18 protein-coding genes are annotated in these 18,824 nt (G+C 64.1%); 5 read left to right on the top strand and 13 right to left on the bottom strand.

The window, feature by feature from the left end; translation table 11 throughout:
* Nucleotides 1–63: 63 nt before the first annotated feature.
* The 13 genes from AC0L3B_RS02605 to AC0L3B_RS02545 form a co-directional block, all read right to left on the bottom strand.
* The gene (locus AC0L3B_RS02605) at nucleotides 64–942 is read right to left on the bottom strand and encodes an SMP-30/gluconolactonase/LRE family protein (RefSeq protein ID WP_018458624.1); all 879 of its coding nucleotides are present in this window, start codon (nucleotides 940–942) and stop codon (nucleotides 64–66) included.
* Complete coding sequence (locus AC0L3B_RS02600; protein ID WP_026233622.1) at nucleotides 942–2,018, bottom strand: aldose epimerase family protein; 1,077 nt, start codon at nucleotides 2,016–2,018, stop codon at nucleotides 942–944. Before AC0L3B_RS02600 ends, AC0L3B_RS02605 begins: the two co-directional genes overlap by 1 nt.
* Nucleotides 2,019–2,020: 2 nt before the next feature.
* On the bottom strand, nucleotides 2,021–2,947 hold the full coding sequence (locus AC0L3B_RS02595; protein ID WP_018458622.1) for a Gfo/Idh/MocA family protein: 927 nt from the start codon (nucleotides 2,945–2,947) through the stop codon (nucleotides 2,021–2,023).
* The gene (locus tag AC0L3B_RS02590) at nucleotides 2,944–3,723 is read right to left on the bottom strand and encodes a FadR/GntR family transcriptional regulator (protein ID WP_473379962.1); all 780 of its coding nucleotides are present in this window, start codon (nucleotides 3,721–3,723) and stop codon (nucleotides 2,944–2,946) included. The genes AC0L3B_RS02595 and AC0L3B_RS02590 overlap by 4 nt, the downstream gene beginning before the upstream one ends.
* Nucleotides 3,720–4,700 (bottom strand): galactofuranose ABC transporter, permease protein YjfF, encoded by a 981-nt coding sequence (gene yjfF / locus AC0L3B_RS02585; protein ID WP_247300160.1) that lies wholly within the window; start codon nucleotides 4,698–4,700, stop codon nucleotides 3,720–3,722. Before yjfF ends, AC0L3B_RS02590 begins: the two co-directional genes overlap by 4 nt.
* Nucleotides 4,697–5,689 carry an ABC transporter permease gene (locus AC0L3B_RS02580; protein ID WP_018458619.1) on the bottom strand — a complete coding sequence of 331 codons (993 nt, stop codon included), beginning with the start codon at nucleotides 5,687–5,689 and terminating at the stop codon, nucleotides 4,697–4,699. The genes yjfF and AC0L3B_RS02580 overlap by 4 nt, the downstream gene beginning before the upstream one ends.
* Complete coding sequence (locus tag AC0L3B_RS02575) at nucleotides 5,686–7,230, bottom strand: sugar ABC transporter ATP-binding protein (RefSeq protein ID WP_085352337.1); 1,545 nt, start codon at nucleotides 7,228–7,230, stop codon at nucleotides 5,686–5,688. Before AC0L3B_RS02575 ends, AC0L3B_RS02580 begins: the two co-directional genes overlap by 4 nt.
* Nucleotides 7,231–7,349: 119 nt before the next feature.
* On the bottom strand, nucleotides 7,350–8,315 hold the full coding sequence (gene ytfQ / locus AC0L3B_RS02570; RefSeq protein WP_018458617.1) for a galactofuranose ABC transporter, galactofuranose-binding protein YtfQ: 966 nt from the start codon (nucleotides 8,313–8,315) through the stop codon (nucleotides 7,350–7,352).
* 445 nt (nucleotides 8,316–8,760) lie between these two features.
* Nucleotides 8,761–9,933, bottom strand: a complete 1,173-nt coding sequence (locus tag AC0L3B_RS02565; protein WP_473379961.1) for a fumarylacetoacetate hydrolase family protein — start codon at nucleotides 9,931–9,933, stop codon at nucleotides 8,761–8,763.
* Between the two features lie 111 nt (nucleotides 9,934–10,044).
* Nucleotides 10,045–11,022 (bottom strand): HEAT repeat domain-containing protein, encoded by a 978-nt coding sequence (locus AC0L3B_RS02560; protein ID WP_473379960.1) that lies wholly within the window; start codon nucleotides 11,020–11,022, stop codon nucleotides 10,045–10,047.
* Between the two features lie 2 nt (nucleotides 11,023–11,024).
* Nucleotides 11,025–11,258: a 4Fe-4S dicluster domain-containing protein gene (locus AC0L3B_RS02555; RefSeq protein WP_007593252.1), complete on the bottom strand. Its 234-nt coding sequence runs from the start codon at nucleotides 11,256–11,258 to the stop codon at nucleotides 11,025–11,027.
* Nucleotides 11,259–11,286: 28 nt separating this feature from the next.
* Nucleotides 11,287–13,029 (bottom strand): fumarate reductase/succinate dehydrogenase flavoprotein subunit, encoded by a 1,743-nt coding sequence (locus tag AC0L3B_RS02550; protein ID WP_026233620.1) that lies wholly within the window; start codon nucleotides 13,027–13,029, stop codon nucleotides 11,287–11,289.
* A gap of 104 nt (nucleotides 13,030–13,133) precedes the next feature.
* On the bottom strand, nucleotides 13,134–13,907 hold the full coding sequence (locus AC0L3B_RS02545) for a ferredoxin--NADP reductase (RefSeq protein WP_018458612.1): 774 nt from the start codon (nucleotides 13,905–13,907) through the stop codon (nucleotides 13,134–13,136).
* Between the two features lie 209 nt (nucleotides 13,908–14,116).
* Here AC0L3B_RS02545 and AC0L3B_RS02540 point away from each other — a divergent pair, with 209 nt between their 5' ends.
* From AC0L3B_RS02540 to AC0L3B_RS02520, 5 genes are all read left to right on the top strand, one after another.
* A complete protein-coding gene (locus AC0L3B_RS02540) occupies nucleotides 14,117–14,413 on the top strand; it encodes a gamma-butyrobetaine hydroxylase-like domain-containing protein (protein WP_018458611.1) in 297 nt (98 codons plus the stop codon).
* A 191-nt stretch (nucleotides 14,414–14,604) separates the two neighbouring features.
* Nucleotides 14,605–15,384: a Crp/Fnr family transcriptional regulator gene (locus tag AC0L3B_RS02535; RefSeq protein ID WP_018458610.1), complete on the top strand. Its 780-nt coding sequence runs from the start codon at nucleotides 14,605–14,607 to the stop codon at nucleotides 15,382–15,384.
* Nucleotides 15,385–15,565: 181 nt separating this feature from the next.
* On the top strand, nucleotides 15,566–16,987 hold the full coding sequence (locus tag AC0L3B_RS02530; RefSeq protein WP_162496366.1) for an ABC transporter substrate-binding protein: 1,422 nt from the start codon (nucleotides 15,566–15,568) through the stop codon (nucleotides 16,985–16,987).
* The gene (locus AC0L3B_RS02525; protein ID WP_473379959.1) at nucleotides 16,984–17,892 is read left to right on the top strand and encodes an ABC transporter permease; all 909 of its coding nucleotides are present in this window, start codon (nucleotides 16,984–16,986) and stop codon (nucleotides 17,890–17,892) included. The genes AC0L3B_RS02530 and AC0L3B_RS02525 overlap by 4 nt, the downstream gene beginning before the upstream one ends.
* Nucleotides 17,889–18,761, top strand: a complete 873-nt coding sequence (locus AC0L3B_RS02520) for an ABC transporter ATP-binding protein (protein ID WP_026233618.1) — start codon at nucleotides 17,889–17,891, stop codon at nucleotides 18,759–18,761. The genes AC0L3B_RS02525 and AC0L3B_RS02520 overlap by 4 nt, the downstream gene beginning before the upstream one ends.
* Nucleotides 18,762–18,824: the final 63 nt, after the last annotated feature.

The raw sequence follows: 18,824 nt of genomic DNA, 5'->3' as shown, positions 1-18,824 counted from the left end.
TCCCTTGGATGTCAGACTGTTTTTTCGTGTCGTCGAGAAATTTGGTGTGCGGCTTCTAGCCTCCTATGCGAGCTTGACGTCAGGCTCCGCGCGACCGCGCGCGGTGGCCTCCAACAGGAAGGTGTAGCCGGCTTGCGGATCGGCGGCACGCGCCGCCGCATCCATGTCCTGCCAGGCCGAGGTGACGAGGAGACGCGACAGACCAGGACCGACAAAAGCGGGGCAGCTCGCCTGCTTTGCCGGCACGCTCAGCGAACGCAGGCGTTCGCCTTGCGGAGAGTAGACGTCGATGCGGCTCGCGCCCCAGCACGCGTTCCAAATCTGCCCGTCGGCATCGCACACCGAACCGTCGAGGCCGCCAACGCCGGTGTGGCGCAGCAGCACCTCCGGCTCGCCGCGCGGCAGGCCGGTGACGGGATTGAGCGGCACCGCGTAGAGCACCGCGCGCGCCGTGTCGGCGAAGTAGCCCGTGGCGCCATCGGGCGAGAAGCAGATCGAGTTGGGAATGCTGATGCGCGGAAACAGCATCGATATCTCGCCGTGATGGAACGCGTAGATCGCGCCTGCCCCTGCTTCCGCCTTCCGGCCCATAGTGCCGATCCAGAACGTGCCGGAGGGATGCACGCGGGCATCGTTGGAGCGGGTCGCGGGATTGTCGGCTTCAAGCGGACAGAGCAGCCTCATCGCGCCGTCGGCAATTTTGCGGATATAGAGGCCGTCTTCCGCGACGATCAACTGCCTTTCGGCATCGATCCGCCCAAGCGCGCTCGCCATCCGGCCCAGCGCATGAACGCGAATGCTGCCGCTGCCGAGCTGCGCCTCGAACAGTCGCCCCTCCCGGATATCGAACCACCAGGCGGTGTCCGTGGTCACGTCATAGGTCGGCCCCTCGCCGAGATGGCAAGGATCGTCCGAAAGAACCGAGGTCGGCACCTGTTCCATCAGGACGTCCTCACCGCAAAGCGATAGACCGTATGATGGCGATAGACCTCGCCGGGCGCTAGGCGCGGGCTCGGGAAATCCGGCCGGTTCGGTGCGTCCGGCCAGATATGCGGCTCCAGGCACATCGCGTCCGACTGCCGGTAGAGCTTGCCGCCCTTGCCCGAAATCGTGCCGTCGAGATAATTGCCCGAATAGACCTGCAGACCGGGCTGATCGGTGAACAGCTCCATGATGCGCCCCGAGCGCGGCGCCTCCAGTCGCGCCGCGAGACTGAGCTTACCGTCGCGCGCGAGACAGTAGGTATGGTCGTAGCCCCTGCCGTTGCGCAATTGCTGGTCGCTCTCGCGGACGCGCTCGCCGATCGGCCGAGGCTCCCGGAAATCGAACGGCGTGCCGGCAACGCTGCGCGGCGGCTCCGGCAACGGAATGGCCGTGGGGTCGATCGCGAGGAAATGCCCGGCCGCGACCGTCAGCTTGTGATCGAGTATGGGCGTGCCTGATGTCGCGCCCTCCAGATTGAAGAAGCTGTGGTTGGTCAGGTTGACGATGGTCGGCCGGTCGGTCCGCGCCTCCATGATCAGGGATAGCTCAGCCGGGCCGGTAACACGATAGGTCAGGCGCACATCGAGCCGACCGGGATAGTTTTCCTCGCCATGCGAGCTCGTGTAGGTCAGCGTGACCGCGGGCTCGGCGCCATCGTCGACCTCCGCAATGTCCCAGAGCTTGCGGTCGAAGCCGTCGAGGCCGCCATGCAGCGCATTCGGACCGTTGTTGACGGGAAGCTGCACCGTCTCGCCGTCCAGCGAAAATTGTCCGTTGGCGATGCGATTGGCGTAGCGGCCGACGGTGGCGCCGAAGAACTTTCGTTCGGCGAGATAGCCGGCAAACCCATCATGGCCGAGCACGACGTCGTCGTGGCCGCCCTTGCCGTCCGGCGCGATCAAGGCCTGCAAGACTGCACCATGGGTGATGATGCGCGCCTCGAACCCGCCCTCGCCGCGCAGCACGATGCGGTCCACCTTGCGGCCGTCCGGCAGCGTTCCGAACACGTCTCTTTCTGTTTTCGATCCAGCCATGATCAACCCACAAACGGTTCGACGATCGTGCGCCTGCCGAGCAGGAAGGCGTCCGCGACGAGACGAAGCGGCGCCAAATCGACGTCGCTCGCGCCTGTCGCGGCGAGCGCGACGAAGTGCCGGTAAAGCTCCCGATATTCCTCATCGGGCGCCTCGGCAACGGTCTTGCCGTCGATCGCCATGATCCGGCCGCCGCGTGATAGCGTCATCCGGCCCTGGTCGGTTTCGACGAGGATATCCCAGCTCTGCGGCCCGGTCTGGCGGAAGTCGAACTCGGCGGTCACAGGTAGGCCGTCGATGTCGGTCAGCGTCAGCTTCGCGGCGATCGGCGCCTGGCAATTGGCGGGGAAGGCGAGCTCGGCCGCGTTGACGAACACGGGCTTCGGCAGGATCCTGGTCAGGATCGACAGCGCATTGATGCCGGGATCGAACACCCCGAGCCCGCCCGGCTCCCAGATCCATGCCTGCCCGGGATGCCAGACGCGGACGTCCTCTTTCCAGTTGACGTGCACGGAACGGATGCGGCGCGCGGCGAGCCACTCGCGCGCCGGCTCGACTGCCGGCGCATGGCGCGAATGCCAGGTCGCAAACAGCGTTCGCTTGGTCTCACCCGCCATCGCGATCAGCGGATCGAGCTCGGCAACGCCGGCGCCGGGCGGCTTCTCCAGCATGACGTGCTTGCCGGCCCTCAGCGCTGCGACCGCCTGGGCGCGGCGCACTTGAGGCGGCGTGCAGAGCGACACCGCGTCGATCGGCGGACCTTTTTCCAGCAGCTCCTCGATGGTCGCGAAATGCGGCAGATCCGGCAACGAGGCATTGCGGCTGGCGACGGCGGCCAGCGTCGCGCCGGGAACCGCTGCAATGGCGCCGACATGCTGGTCGCGCGCGATCTTGCCGAAGCCGACGATGGCGATGCGAAGTTCAGTCACGATGTTTCTCCAGCTTCCGCGGACGGCAGCGCTTCGGCCGGTACAGTCTCGATCACTGTACCCTCGTGGCGGCGCATGCCGTTGTGAATGACGTAGACCATCGCCTCCGACGCAGTCGTGGCATCACCGGCGGCGATGGCATCGACGATCTTCTGATGCCAGAGCAGAACGGTGTCGCGGTCCTCCGGTTCGACCGGTGCGCTGAGCAGGAATGAGGCGCGCAACGCAGCCTCGATGACGTGCCCGATCGAGCGCATGAACAGATTTCCGGAGGCGCGCGCTACGGCGACGTGGAGCGCGAGGTCGGCATCGGCGAAGCCAACGGAGTCGGAGGCTTCAAGTCGCATCCGCTCCATGCAGCGCCGAAGCTCGGATAGATCCTGCTCCGACCGCTGCGCCGCCGCCAACATCGCCGCGCGCGGCTCGACCGCGAGGCGGATCTCGGCCAGGTCGTTGAGGAAACGCTTGTCGATCCCGGCGTCCAGGTGCCAGGCCAGCACGTCGGCGTCGAACATATTCCAGGCGACGCGTTCGCGCACGACGGTGCCGACGCGGGCCTTGGTGGTGAGCAGGCCCTTGGCGACCAGCGTCTTGACGCTCTCCCGTAGTACCGGCCGCGACACCCCGAACATCGCGATCATTTCGGCATCGCCAGGCAGGCGCGTTCCCTCCGCGTAGCGACCGGCGATGATGTCAACGCCGATCGAGCGGGCCACCTCCGCGTGATTGGAGTGCGCCCGGCGCGTCGGGATGACGAGGATGCGCGAGGTGATCATGAGACTGCTCCCAGGCGCTTTGCCACGGGTCGGCGCGCGAGCGCGACCAACCCCTGTTGCAAGGCGATGAAGGCGAACAGCAGCACGCCGGTCGCGATCTTGGTCCACCAGCTCGACAGTGTTCCGTCGAAATTGATATAGGTCTGAATCATGCCCTGGATCAGCACGCCCAGGAAGGTGCCGATCACCGAGCCCTGCCCGCCCGTGAGCAGCGTGCCGCCGATCACGACGGCCGCGATGCTGTCAAGCTCGACGCCGACGGCGGACAGCGAATAGCCGGCGCTGGTGTAGAAGGAGAAGACGATGCCGGCGATGCCGGCGAGCAGGCTCGACAGCATGTAGATCTTCACCGTCATCTTGCCGACGGCGACCCCCATCAGGCTAGCGGTCGCCCGGCTGCCGCCGAGCGCATAGACATTGGCGCCGAACCGGGTGAGCTGCAGCAGCAATGCGCCGCCGATCACGATCGCAAGCATGATGATCGCGACCGCCGTCAGCCGTCCACCGCCGGGTAGTCGCAGTGCGAAGTCCGACACGGTGGAATAGACAGGTGCTGTGATCGGCACCGATTCCGTCGAGAGCAGGAAGCTGGCACCCCGGGCCAAGAACATGCCGGCGAGCGTCACGATGAAAGGCGGCAAATCGAAGACATGGATCACCGCGCCCATCGCCGCTCCGAAGGCGGCCGAGAGCGCGAGAATGGCGACGAAGGCGACCAGGGGCGGCATTCCCCAGCGCTCGATCGCCAGCGCGACGAACACCGTGGTGAAGCCGATTACCGAGCCGACGGAGAGATCGATGCCACCGGAAATGATGACGAAGGTCATACCGGTCGCGACGATGCCGAGGAAGGCATTGTCGGTCAGGAGATTGCCGACCACGCGAGTGGAAGCGATGTTGGGAAACTGCATCGCGCAGAGCGCAAATCCCGCGACGAGCACGACCGCGGTAATGAGGACGGGCGGCAGGCCTTTCATGCCTTGGTCCTCCGCAGCCGCGTCACGACGCCGGCAAAGCCGGACAGCTTCGGCGATTGCAGCAGCAGCACGGCGAGCACCACCACCGCCTTGACCAGCAAATTGAACTCCGGCGGATAGCCCGACAGCAGAATGCCGGTGTTCATGGTCTGGATGATCAGCGCGCCAAGTACGGCCAGCACGAGACTGAAGCGGCCGCCGAACAGCGAGGTGCCGCCGATCACCACCGCGAGGATGGCGTCGAGCTCGAGCCAGAGGCCGGCATTGTTGGCATCCGCCCCCATGATGTCGGCCGCCGCGATGACGCCGGCAAGCGCAGCGCAAACGCCGCACCAGACATAGACCGCCAAAATCATCGCGCGCGTGCCGACGCCGGCGAGTTCGCTTGCCCGCGCATTGCCGCCCGTGGCCTCGATCAGCAATCCGAGTGCCGAGCCGCGCACCACCGCGCCGGTGAGGATCAGCATGCCCAGCGCAATCGCGACCGGCACCGGCACGCCGAGGATGGAGCCGTTGCCGAGCCAGACCAGATCGGGCGAGGAGAAGGTCACGATGCGGCCCTCGGTAATGAGCTGGGCGATGCCGCGCCCCGCAACCATCAGGATAAGGGTCGCCACGATCGGCTGCATGCCGAGCACCGCGACGAGAAATCCGTTCCACAACCCGCAGATCAGGCCGGTGCCGAGCGCAGCCGCCAGCACCACGACCAGACTGTGGTTGTCGGCGAGGCTCGCCGCGATCGCGCCCGAGATCGCCATCACAGCGCCAACTGACAGATCGATGCCGCGCGTCGCGATCACCAGGACCATGCCGAGCGAGAGCAGCGCCACCGGCGTGCCGCGGTTGAGCACGTCGATCAGGCTGCCGAACAGCCGGCCGTCCTGGAGGCGCAGATCGAAGAATTGCGGCGATACCACGCGATCGACCGCCAGGATGACGATCAACGCGAGGATCTGGGCAAGGCCGCGGCGCGGCAACAGCGCGGTCATGCCCTGCCCTCATGCGCGACACTGGCCCCATCGGCGGCGATCGCGGCGAGAATGCTGCCGACGTCGATGGCCTCGCCGGCGAGCTCCTCGACATGAGCGCGGTCGCGCAGCACCACCACGCGGTCGGAATAGGTCACGATCTCGTCGAGCTCGGAGGAAATCACGAGCAGCGCAAGTCCGTCGTCGCAGAGCTCGCGTATCAGGCGGATGATCTCGGCATGCGCGCCGACGTCGATGCCGCGGGTCGGCTCGTCCAGCACGAGCAGCCGTGGCGAGGTCGCAAGCCACCGTGCCAGCAGGACCTTCTGCTGATTGCCGCCGGACAGCAGGCCAACGGGACGCTCCGGATCGGGCGGGCGAACGTCGAGCATCTTGACGTAACGGCTTGCGATCTCGTCCTGCTCGCGTCGCGACAGCGGCCGATGTAGACCGCGCTTGGCCTGGAGCGCGAGCACGATGTTCTCGCGCACGGTGAGCTCGGCGACGATGCCGTCGGTCTTGCGCTCCTCAGGGCAATAGCCAAAGCCGTGGCGCACGCCGTCGCGCGGCGAGTGAAGCCGGACAGGCGCGCCTTCCACCCTCGCCTGCCCGCCATCGGCGCGCTCGGCGCCGAACACCAGCCGCGCCGTCTCGGTCCGGCCCGAACCGAGCAGGCCGGCGAGGCCGACGACCTCGCCATGGCGCAGCTGGAGATTGAACGGCGCGACATAGCCTGATTTGCCATAATTCTCGAAGCTTGCGCAGACTTCGCGGGCCTGATGGTCGCGCGTCGCGGCCCGCGCGCTGGTGGTCTCGGCCAGTTCGCGGCCGAGCATCATCCGGATCAGCTCGAGCCGCGACAGCGACGCGGTCTCGCGCTCGCCGACAAGGCGACCATTTCGCAAAACGGTGATTCGATCGGAGATCTCGTAGACCTGGTCGAGGAAATGGCTGACGAAGACGATGCCAATGCCGCGCTTGGCAAGCTGACGCATGATGCGAAAGAGGATCTCGACCTCATGGCGGTCGAGGCTCGCGGTCGGCTCGTCCAGGATCAGCACGCGCGCGGAGAGATCGACGGCGCGCGCGATCGCGGTGACATGCTGGATCGCCACCGAGTAATTGCCAAGCGGCGCTGATACGTCGATGTCGAGACCGAAATCCGCGAGCAGCGACTTCGCGCGCCGTCGCATCTCGCCCTCGCGCACGACGCCGAAGCGCGTCGGCTGCCGGTCCAGGAACAGGTTCTGCGCCACCGAGAGATTCGGCAGCAAATTGACTTCCTGGTAGACCGTCGCAATGCCGGCCTGAACCGCCGCCTTGGCCGAGCGCGGCGCGACCTCTTCGCCGCCCAGTCTGACGATGCCGGCATCGCGCGGAAATACGCCCGTCACGACCTTGATCAGCGTGGACTTGCCCGCGCCGTTCTCACCAAGCAGCGCATGGATCTCGCCGGCGCGAAGCGTGAAGTCGACCTCCTGCAACGCACGCACGGCGCCAAAGCTCTTGCTGATCCCACGCACCTCCAGCAGGGAAGCAGCGGAATCCTGGCTGTTCTCCATGACATTCACTCCCAAGGGCGCCCGCTGACAATGCGGACACGGAGCCTGTTCGTTCGCGCAGCGGTTTCGAGCGGGATCGCCGGACTGCCGAAGCACGGCCGTCCGGCGACACTCTCGCCTCAGTAACCGAGGCCCTTCTTGCTGTCGTAGATCTTCTGCGGATCATCGGTGGCGGTGTAGAGCTTGGATTCCGTCTGGATCCATTTCGGCGGAACGGTACCCTTGTCCTTGAAGGCCGCGATGGCATCGAGAGCGGGGCCTGCCATGTTCGGCGTCAGCTCGACCGTGGCATTGGCTTCGCCGGCGACCATCGCCTTGAAGATGTCGGGGACTGCATCGATCGAGACGGTGAGAATCTCCTTGCCCGGCTTGAGCCCGGCTTCCTTCATCGCCTGGATCGCGCCGACCATCATGTCGTCGTTGTGCGCATAGACCGCGCAGATCGACTTGCCGCCACCTTCGGCCTTGATGAAGCTTTCCATCACTTCCTTGCCCTTGGCGCGGGTGAAGTCGCCGGTCTGGCTGCGCACCACTTTCAGGTTCGCATGCTTGGCGATAGCGGTGTCAAACCCCTTCTTGCGGTTGGCGGCGACGCTCGCGCCGACCGTGCCCTGCAATTCGACGATGTTGCAGGCCTTGGCGCCGACGGTCTTCGCCAGCCAGTCACCCGCGACCTCGCCTTCGTGAACGCTGTCGGAGGTCACGGCGGTGAGATAGAGCTCCTTGCCGGAGGGATCGATGTCGCGGTCGAGCAGCACGACCGGGATCTTGGCCTCCTTGGCTTCCTTCAGCACCGAGTCCCAGCCGGTTGAGACGACGGGCGCGAGGAAGATCGCATCGACATTCTGCGCGATGAAGGAGCGGATCGCCTTGATCTGGTTCTCCTGCTTCTGCTGCGCGTCGGCGATCTTGAGATTGACCTTGCGCTTGGTGGCCTCCTGCTTGGAGACCGAGGTCTCGGCCGCGCGCCAGCCGGATTCCGATCCGATCTGCGAGAAGCCAATGGTGAGCTCGGCGGCATTCGCCGGCAGCGCGAGCAGCAACGCGGCCGTCGCGCTGGCCGCAAAGAGGGCTTTGACGATCATCAGGCGTGTCTCCCAAAATGTTATCCGGGGGCGCCGATTGGTAGCATCGCACCCACAGGCCGACCTTTGAGGTGGCGGGAGGGACTATTTCACGGAAGTTTGGTTCCGACTAGTCATATTATTTGACTATTGAGGGGGAAAGCGCGCGCGAGCGGATGAGCGACTTCTATGTCACGCGCAGCGCGATTTTATTCCACGGATGCAACGCGGAGATGAACGAAATGATGCGGCAGTTGGGGCGAAGACACTGTCTAGGAGGATGGTGAAAGGCGAACCCGCAACCCCTCCCCCCATCACCGCGAGCGCAGCGAAGCAATCCTGAGTCTTTCCGGGGAGGGATTCTGGATTGCTTCGCTGCGCTCGCAATGACGGTGGGGAGAGAGTTTCTGCGTCGATCGAGGCAAAGCGACTCGTGGAGAGTCCCCCACATCCGGCGTGCAGTGAGCTAGATCAGCTTGCGCTGCGCGAGATTCTTCATCAGCGCGCCGATGCCGAACGTCCAGGGCTCGCATTCGTCGCTGGCCCGCATGCGGTTGACGAGTTTGCCGAGCTGGGGCGCCGAGATCGTGACGATGTCGTCGCGTTTGTGGGTGAACCCCTGTCCCGGCGCGTCGCGATCCTTAACCGGCGCGAACATGGTCCCGAGGAACAGCACGAAGCCATCGGGATATTGGTGCACCTTGCCGATGGTCTGCTCGACCAGATCGGTCGGATCGCGGCTGATCATGCTGATCGAGGAATGGCCGTCGAGGACGAAACCGTCCTGCCCCTTGACGTTCAGGCTGATGTCGAGCTTGCGGGCGTCGTCGAGGGTAAAGCTGTCGTCGAACAGGCGCAGCAGCGGGCCGATGGAGCACGAGGCGTTGTTGTCTTTGGCCTTCGACAACAGCAGTGCCGAACGGCCCTCGAAGTCGCGCAGATTGACGTCGTTGCCGAGGGCGCCACCGACGATCGTGCCGCGGCTCGAGACGAACAGCACCAGCTCCGGCTCGGGGTTGTTCCAGGTCGACTTCGGATGCAGCCCCGCATCCATGCCGGTGCCGACCGACGACAAGGTCGGCGCCTTGGTGAAGACCTCGGCATCGGGGCCAATGCCGACCTCGAGATATTGGCTCCAGGCGTTCTGGTCGATCAGCACCTGCTTCAGGTGCATCGCCTTGTCCGAGCCCGGCTTGAGCTTCGACAGATCGTCGCCGATCAGCCGGGTCACTTCCTTCCGGATCGCTTCGGCCGAGGCCGGATTGCCCTTTGCCCGCTCCTCGATCACGCGCTCCAGCATCGAGATGGCAAAGGTGACGCCGGCCGCCTTCAGCGTCTGGAGATCGACGGGCGCAAGCAACCACGGTTTTTTCGGATCGCGCTGATCGGGAGGCGTGTTGGCGACGATGGCCTCGAGATCGCCGATGCGCTCGCCCTTGGTCGCGGCAAGCGCCTTCGCCGGATTGTCTTCCTCGCAGAGTGCGCTGACGGTCGGGAATTTTGCGGTGACGTCGAACACACCATCGCCGCGCACGGCGACCACGGCCGGGCCATTCGCCTGCGGCAGCCAGACGCGGCCGACGAGCGTTCCCCGCGTGCCGTCCTCGGGAAGAAGGTCCTTTACCGTCAATGTCGCCATGGGCGTATCCTCGCTCTTTTCGGATCGGCCTCGCTCGCGGAGGCCTATCACATTGGCGAAGACCAATAAACGTCTGGGACGGGAAGTCCAGCGCGGCAGCCCGCCGCGCTTCTATGCCCCCGCCCGCGCTTTTCGGGCCGCAATCTGCTGAAGCGCCCAGCGCGCGTTCTTGCGCACCTCGGGATCGGGATCGTCGGCGATGACGGCAAGGAACGCTTCGCCGTCGTGGTGGGCGATCTCGCCAAGCGCAGCCGCCGCCTCTTTCCGCAGATTGGCCTGCTCATGGTTCACGCAGTTGCCGATCGGGCGCACCGCGCGCTCGATTTTCATCCGGCCAAGGCTGCGGATTGCCTTCAGCCGCACCTGCCAGAACTCGTCACTGAGCGAAGCGATGAGCTGGTCGGCGGCAATCGATCCGTTGACGTTGAGGCCCAGCGTTTCCGCGGCCATCTCCCGCACCATCCAGTCCGAATCCTTCAACGCGCGCGTGATCATCTCGGCCGCGGGCTTCATCTGCGAGAAGGCGAGCGCGCTGACGGCGGCACGGCGCACATGCGCGTCGGGATCGTTGATCAGCGCGGTCAGCGCCGGAATTGATTCCTCCAGCTTGAGGAACCCGATCACGCCGATCGCCTGCACCCGCACGGCGGCATCGGAATCCTGGAGCGCTTCCAGCGCCGGTTTCAGTGTGTCCTTGCAGCGCAGCTCCTTCAGCGCACGCAACGCGCCCATGCGGACGAAGGCGTGGGCATGCTTGACCAGCGGCAGGATGATCTCGGCGCAAGCCGAATCCTTGAACTCCGCCATGCTGTCGGCCGCGGCGGACGCAACGATTCGTTCAGGATCGACGAGCAGCTTCACCAGCGCAGCCGCGGCCTCCGGCCCGTCGAACTCGCCGAGCGCCATCGCGACCTGCTGGCGGACGCCGGCATCAGGATCGGCGACCATTTTGGCGAGATGGCCGACGGCGGCGGGATCGCCGGAATGGCCGAGCGCGATGATCGCGACGCGGCGCTCCCCTGGATCGGCAGCCTGGAGCCGCTCGTCGGCGTCTTCGAGATCGTCGTAGGATTCGAACGGGCTCGACATGGCTACCTCAGGAGATAAGGAATGTTGACGGTGACGGCGCCGGTCGGGCAATCCGCCTCGCAGGGCATGCAGTACCAGCATTCGTCATAGGCCATGTAGGCCTTGTTGGTCATATCGCTGATACGCAGTACGTCGAGCGGACAGACGTCGACGCACACCGTGCAGCCCTTGTCCGCGATGCATTTGGCGTCATCGACGACCACCGGAACCGATGTCTGATAGGAAGCGAGAGGCATCGTATGTCTCCTGTATTTGTGCGGCGGGTCAGGCTGTCGCGCGGATGCGCTGCTTGTCGTAGAGATCCTTCTCATCGTCGGCGATCGGTACGATATAGGGCTCCACGGCACGCTTCTCGCTGGTCATCTTGCCATCCTGCTTGCTGAGCAACGTGTGGCAGAACCAGTTCTCGTTGTCCTTCTCCGGGAAATCCGTCCGCCAGTGATAGAGGCCCCAACGGCTTTCTTCGCGGTAGAGCGAGGCATGCACAGCCATGTCCGCGCAATCCATGATCGACTGGACTTCGAGCGCGCGGAGCAGTTCGTGCGCATTGCGCGCGATCATGCGCTCCTGCATGTCTTCCCTCGCTTCAGCGAGCCGGCGCATGCCGAGCTCGTATTTGCGCGTGACTTTCGGCGGCTGGAGATAGTCATTGACGAGACGCCGCGTCTTGTACTCGATCTGGTTCGGCGGAATACCGTCCTCGCGTTTGGTCGGCGCCATGACGCGGTCACGTTCGCGGGCGACCTCAGCCGCGTCGAATTCCGCGAAGTCGTGATTGTCCGCAAACTCCATCGCGTCGACGCCGGCGACCGAACCGTTGGTGAAGGCGCCGAGCATGTAGTTGTGCGGCACGCTCGCCATGTCGCCGGCGGCATAGAGGCCCGGGACGGTGGTGCGCGCGTTGTCGTCGACGAACACGCCCGACGCGCTGTGACCGGAGCAGAAGCCGATCTCGGAGATGTGCATCTCGATCGACTCGCTGCGGTAGTCGACCCCGCGCCCCTGCTGGAACAGGCCGCGCGTGGGACGTTCGACCTTGTGCAGCGTCGATTCGATCTCCGAGATGGTGTCGGGGTGAAGATGCTTGAGCTGGAGAAACACCGGGCCCTTCCCGGACAACAGCTCGTTGTAGAACTCCAGCATCATCTGGCCGGACCAGTAATCGCATTCGATGAAGCGCGATCCCTCGTTGTTGGCGGTGAAGGCGCCGAAGGGACCGGCGACGTAGGCGCAGGCCGGGCCGTTATAGTCCTTGATTAGCGGATTGATCTGATAGCATTCGAGGTTCGCCAGTGCTGCACCGGCGTGATAGGCCATGGAATAGCCGTCGCCGGAATTGGCCGCGTTCTCGTAGGTGCCGAACATGTAGCCCGAGGTCGGCAGGCCGAGACGGCCGGCGGCGCCCATGCACAGGATGACGGCCTTGGCCTTGATCACCAGCATCTCGGCGGTGCGGGTGTTGACGCTGATCGCGCCGGCGATGCGGCCATCGGCGGATTTGAGCAGCCGCGTCGCCATATAGCGGTTGGAGATCAGGATGCGGGCACGCCGGAGCTGGCGATACAGCGCCTTCTTCACGGTCTCGCCGTTCGGCATCGGCAGCACGTAGGTGCCGATGTGGTGCACCTTCTTGACGGCGTAGTCGCCGTTCTCGTTCTTCAGGAAGCGGATGCCGAAACTGTCGAGTTCCTCGATGATCGAGTAGCAGTTCTGCGCGTATTTGTAGACCGCCTTCTGATCGACGATGCCGTCATTGGCGATGGTGATTTCCTTGGTGTACTGCTCCGGCGTCGCGTAGCCGGGAATGACGGCATTGTTTAAGCCGTCCATGCCCATCGAGATCGCTCCGGAGCGCTTGACGTTCGCCTTTTCGAGCAGGACGACGTTGGCCTTCGGATTCTTCAGCTTCGCCTTCAACGCCGCCATCGGGCCGGCAGTGCCGCCGCCGATAACGAGCACGTCGCAGGAAACCTCCGAAAGTCCGTCGACGATCTGATCTAGTGACATCGCTTGCTCCTGGTCCGCCGGCAGATCCGGCGCCTTTGCATCAGATTTGTTCAGCAGGCGTCCCGGCGATAGCAATTAGTTGTCGCCGGGCTGCGATTTGCGCCTCAGCGCTCGACAAAGGCCTTTTCGATCACGAAATGGCCGGGCCGGCTGTGATTGCCCTCGACAAAGCCGCGCGCAGAAAGCATCGCGGGAAGTTCCTCCAACATCGCCGGGCTGCCGCACAGCATGATGCGGTCGGTCTCGATGTCGAGTCCCGACTGCCCGATATCGTCGAAGAGCTGGTTCGACGCGATCAGGTCGGAGATGCGGCCGCGATTCCTGAACGGCTCGCGGGTGACGGTCGGGTAGTAGACGAGCTTGTCACGGATAAGCGGCCCGAAGAACTCGTGATCTCGCAGGCCTTCCACGAGGTGCTCGCCATAGGAGAGCTCGGAGACCTGGCGGCAGCCATGGGCGAGCACGATGGTTTCATAATTCTCGTAGACGTCGGGGTCCTTGATCAGGCTGGCGAACGGCGCGAGTCCCGTTCCGGTCGAGAGCAGCAACAGGCGTTTGCCGGGAATGAGATTGCCCGTGATCAGCGTGCCCGTGGCCTTGCGGCCGACCAGGATGACGTCTCCCTCCCTGATCTTCTGAAGGCGTGAGGTCAGCGGACCGTCCTGTACCTTGATCGAGAAGAACTCGAGCGCCTCCTCGTGATTGGCGCTCGCCATGCTGTAGGCCCGCAGCAACGGCTTGCCCTCGACTTCCAACCCGATCATCGCGAACTGGCCGTTCTGGAAGCGGAAGCCCGGATCGCGCGTCGCGGTGAAGCTGAACAGGCTATCGGTCCAGTGCCTGACCGACAGGACCGTTTCCCTCTGAAATGCACTCATTGTCTCTCCTGATCTCGATTGCGCACAAGGTTTCGGAGAGACAGGAATCCGGCAACGCCGAACTGAAATTGCCGGTCGATTAGTTTCACATTTCGTGGGCGATGATCGAACAGCAGGCAGCGACGATCAGCGCCGCGCACCCTGCGCCTGGCAATTAGTTGCTATCGCGGCAGTGCTGCGGCAAGGTAGAGAAGGGTCGGAGACACGTCATGACCTTGGTGGGACCGACCGTGGCAGATTACGAAGCAAGCGCCGACCTCGCGACGCTCCGCGTCCGCACCGCTCAGGACGACACGCTGGACTTGGCGGCGGAAACGCTCCGCCTCTCCTGCAAATGCGCCCACTGCACCCGCGCCCGCTTCGACGGCCGCTTTCCCGAGCGGTTTCCAGGCATCGCGATCACCGAGATCGGCGATCTCGGTTACGGGCTGAACATCTCGTTTTCGGATGGGCACAATCGGGGGATTTACCCGAAGCCGTATTTGCTGAGCCTGGTGGGGCGGTAGACGCCACAGGTCGTCTTCCAAGCTTCGCTGTCATTCCCCGCGAAGGCGGGAACCAGTACGCCGCGGCTTCTCGATAGCCCATTGACGTCTCTGGAATACTGGATCGCCCGGTCAAGCCGGGCGATGACAGCGGAGTGAATCTGGCACGGACATTGCTCCTCTTTAGAACGGTTTGAACGTTCCGGAGGCAGATGATGTTGCAGGCGGCGGCCAATGTGGTTCGCGGGACGGTTCCCGCAACGGTCCGGCCTACCGGCGGTTCCTCGCTGCTGCTCACCGAGAACCAGCAATGGATCGGCGGACCGCCGCCCTTGATGGACAAGCTCAGCCAGCGCGAGCGGGAGCTGGTGCTGAAGCAGGGCCGCCGAAAAGTGCTCAACCGTGGCCAGACGCTGTTCAGCCAGGGTGGCAAGCATGACGGTATCTGGCTGATCGAGAGCGGCCGGATCCGGGTGTTCTACACCTCTCCGCTCGGCCGCGAGATCACGCTGGCCTATTGGCATGTCGGCAATTTCGTCGGCGGGCCGGAAGTGTTCGAAGGCACCGTGCATCAATGGTCCGGCGTTGCATCCAGCAATTGCAGCGTGGTGCATCTGCCCGGAAAGGAGCTACGATCCCTTGCGGTCGAGATCCCGAACCTCGCGATCGGCCTGATCGAAGGCCTGACCTTCAAGGGCAAGTGCTATTCGGCGCTGGCCCAGATGTTGGGAACGCGCTCGATCACACAGCGCCTTGCGCATCTGTTGCTGCATCTCGTCGACCTCTATGGCGTCGATGACGCCGACGGCCGGGTGATCGCGGCCGCCTTCACCCATGCCGATATCGCCCACATGGTCGGTGCCACCAGGCAATGGGTCACGATCAGCCTGAAGCGCATGCAGGAAAAGGGAATCGTGCTGACCAAGCGCTCGCAGATCGTGGTCTGCCGGTCCGACGTGCTGGAAGAGATGCGAGGGCAGGCGGCCGACTGACCGAGCTTGCGACCAGGGCCGGTGCCCATGCAAGCGGCTTAATAGTGCAGGACTGCCCAAGGAGTATGCAATCAACTTTTCCCGGCAACTAATCGACTGTGGCGCTCATTCCGGATTTGCCCTGCCCACGCCCTCACCCAATCATGGCAACCACAGCACATCCAACCGAATGAGGATGAGAATGGTCCGCCATCTTCCCACGCTCTCGATCGCGATGTCGGTGACGTCGCTGGCGCTTCTCCTCGCGCAGCCGGCCGCGGCGGAAACCGTCACGCTGGGCATCGGAACGCAGGACACCACAACCAACACGGTGACCGCCGGCGTCGTCATCCGCCAGCTCCATCTCCTCGAAAAATATCTGCCGAAAGACGGCAAATACGCCAACATCAAGTTCGAGCTGGAGTGGCAGAACTTCACCTCCGGCCCGCCCGTCACCAACGCGATGATGGCCAACAAGCTGCAGATCGGCATGATGGGCGACTATCCGCTGATCGTGAACGGCTTCACTTTTGACAGCAATCCCGAGAGCAAGAGCCGGCTGATCGGCATCGCCGCCTACAGCCTGTCGGGCTCCGGCAACGGCATCGTCGTTCACAAGGATTCGCCCTACTACGATCTCGCCGATCTCAAGGGCAAGCTCGTGAGCGTGCCGTTCGGCTCGGCCGCACACGGCATGGTGTTGAAGGCGATGCAGGACCGCGGCTATGCATCGGATTTCTTCCAGCTGGTGAGCCAGAGTCCGGAGGTCGGCTCGACCAATCTCCAGGAGAAGAAGATCGACGCGCATGCCGACTTCGTTCCGTTCGCCGAGTTGCTGCCGTTCCGCGGTTTTGCGCGAAAGATCTTCGACGGCGTCGAGACCAATCTCCCGACTTTCCACGGCATCGTGGTGCGAACCGATTTCGCCGAAAAATATCCCGAAGTCGTCGTCGCCTACTTCAAGGCGGTGATCGCCGCCAATCAATGGCTGCGCGACGATCCCAAGCTCGCCGCCGAGAAGATCCAGGAATGGACCGGCATCAGCAAGGAGGTCGTCTATATCTTTCTCGGCCCCAGCGGCAACATGACGACCGATCCCTCGATCAAGCCGGCGCTGATCGACGCTGCCACGGCCGACGTCAAGGTGCTGCAGAACCTCGGCCGGATGAAGGAGTTCGACCCGAAGAAATGGGTCGACGACAGCTACATCCGCAAAGCCTATGCCGAGATGAAGCTCGACTATGACGCGCAGCTTGCGAGCACCAAGAACTACGAGATCTCCGGCGACGATTCCTTCTGCAAGAAACCGATCGCCGATCCGCGCAAGGCCGGCGAGGTCTGGGTCGACGATTCAGGCATCGTGCCCTTCTCGTCAGCCAGCTGCACGCTCGGGGCCTATGCCGACTACAAAGCCAAGGGCAAGAAGATCAACGTCGCCTACGTTTTCGATACAACCCGCGGCATCAAGCTGTTCGCCGACCAGGCTTTCTTCGCGGTCGGCAATGGCGAGGTTGCGCCGTTCCTGTTGAAAAAGGACGCCGAAGCCTATGCCGCCAAGATCAGCGGCAAGGTGCTCGGCTTCGACGACGCGGTGAAGGCGGCGGTCGGCGGGGGTAAGACGTGAGCAGTCCCGCCCTCCGCAGACATTCCGAGGACAGCATGCCGGCAAGTGCAATCGCGGAGGCAAGCGCCATGCCCGCCTCCACGCCACCCGCGTCTCCACCCTCCTTCGGCACGCTCGCAGTGCGCTGGTACCGGCTCAACCGGGGCGGGCTGCGCGCGACCGCGATCGGCATCATCTCGCTGCTCGCCTTCTTGCTGGTCTGGCATCTGCTGACAACCTATCGCGTCGTGTTCTTCGTGCGCTTCACCAACGTGCCCTCGCCGCTCGCGGTCTATGCGAGCTTCACCAAGGCGATCCACGATCCGAAATTCCTGCTGCACGTCCTCTTGAGCTGCCGCCGCATCTTCTTCGGTTTCTCGCTCGCGGCGATCGTCGCGGTGCCGCTCGGCCTGATCATGGGCCGCTTCAAGCTCGTCCACGAGATCATCTTTCCCGTGGCGGAGGTGCTGCGGCCGATCCCGGCGATCGCCTGGGTGCCGATGGCGATCATGCTGTGGCCGACCAACGAGCAGAGCATCGTCTACATCACGTTCCTCGGATCGTTCTTCCCGATCCTGGTCAACACGCTGCACGGCATGTCGCTGGTCGATCCCGTGCTGGTGCGTGCCGCGCAATGTCTCGGCGCGCGGGAGCGCTCGATCTTCCGCGATGTGTATTTTCCGGCCTCGCTCCCGCACATCTTCACCGGCCTCACCGTCGGCATGGGCGTGGCCTGGGTGTCGCTGATCGCTGCCGAGATGATCTCCGGACAGTACGGCATCGGCTATTTCACCTGGGAGGCCTATTCGCTGGTCCAGTATGCCGACATCGCGCTCGGCATGATCGCGATCGGCGTGCTTGGCCTCGGATCGAGCATGTTGATCCGAGGCGCCGGACAATTGGTGATGCCGTGGAGGTCAAGATGAGTGAGATCGTTGTCAAGGCACCGCAGGGCCATATCGAGGTCAAGAACTTCTCCCTCAGCTACGACAGCATCGAGGGGCCGGTCGAAGCCGTCGCCGATACGCAGATTCATGTGAAGCCTGGCGAGTTCGTCTCGATCGTCGGGCCCTCCGGCTGCGGAAAGTCGACGCTGCTCAACGCGGTTGCCGGCTTCCTCAAGCCGACCACGGGCATCGTCACCGTCGACGGCGAGAAGGTGAACGGCCCCAGCGCGGAGCGCGGCATGGTGTTTCAGCAATATTCGCTGTTTCCCTGGAAGACCGTGCGGGAGAACGTCGAGTTCGGCCTGAAGATGCGCGGCATGCCGCGCTCGCAGCGCGAGCGCGCCGCCCGCACGCTGCTGGGACTCGCGGGCCTCGAAGCGTTCGAAAAGCATTACCCCGAGAAACTCTCAGGTGGCATGAAGCAGCGCGTTGGCATCGTCCGCGCGCTCGCGACGGGACCCAAAGTGTTGCTGCTCGACGAACCCTTCGGCGCGCTCGACGCGCAGACCCGGGTCATCATGCAGCAGATCCTCACCAACATGTGGCAGCGGCTGAAGATCTCGGTGCTATTCGTCACCCACGACATCGACGAGGCGATCTTCCTGTCCGACCGTGTCTACTGCATGACCGCACGCCCCGGCTCGATCAAGGCGGAGATTCCGATCCCGCTGGAGCGGCCGCGGCAGCAGTCGATGATGATGTCGTCGGAATTCCTGGCATTGCGCCGCGGACTGATGTCGCTGATCCGCGAGGAGAGCATCAAGGCGATGGGCGGCGAGCTCAACGACATGGGCATGCAGGGGCTGAACATCGAGCTGCACGGGCACTCGCTCGCGGATGTGATTTAGGGATCTTCGACTTGCGCGCTGACTTCCTTCCCCCTTGTGGGAGAAGGAAGTGGAGTATGCGCA

Source organism: Bradyrhizobium sp. Kon56 (assembly GCF_055807635.1).
This window is presented reverse-complemented; position numbering and strand designations above follow the sequence as displayed.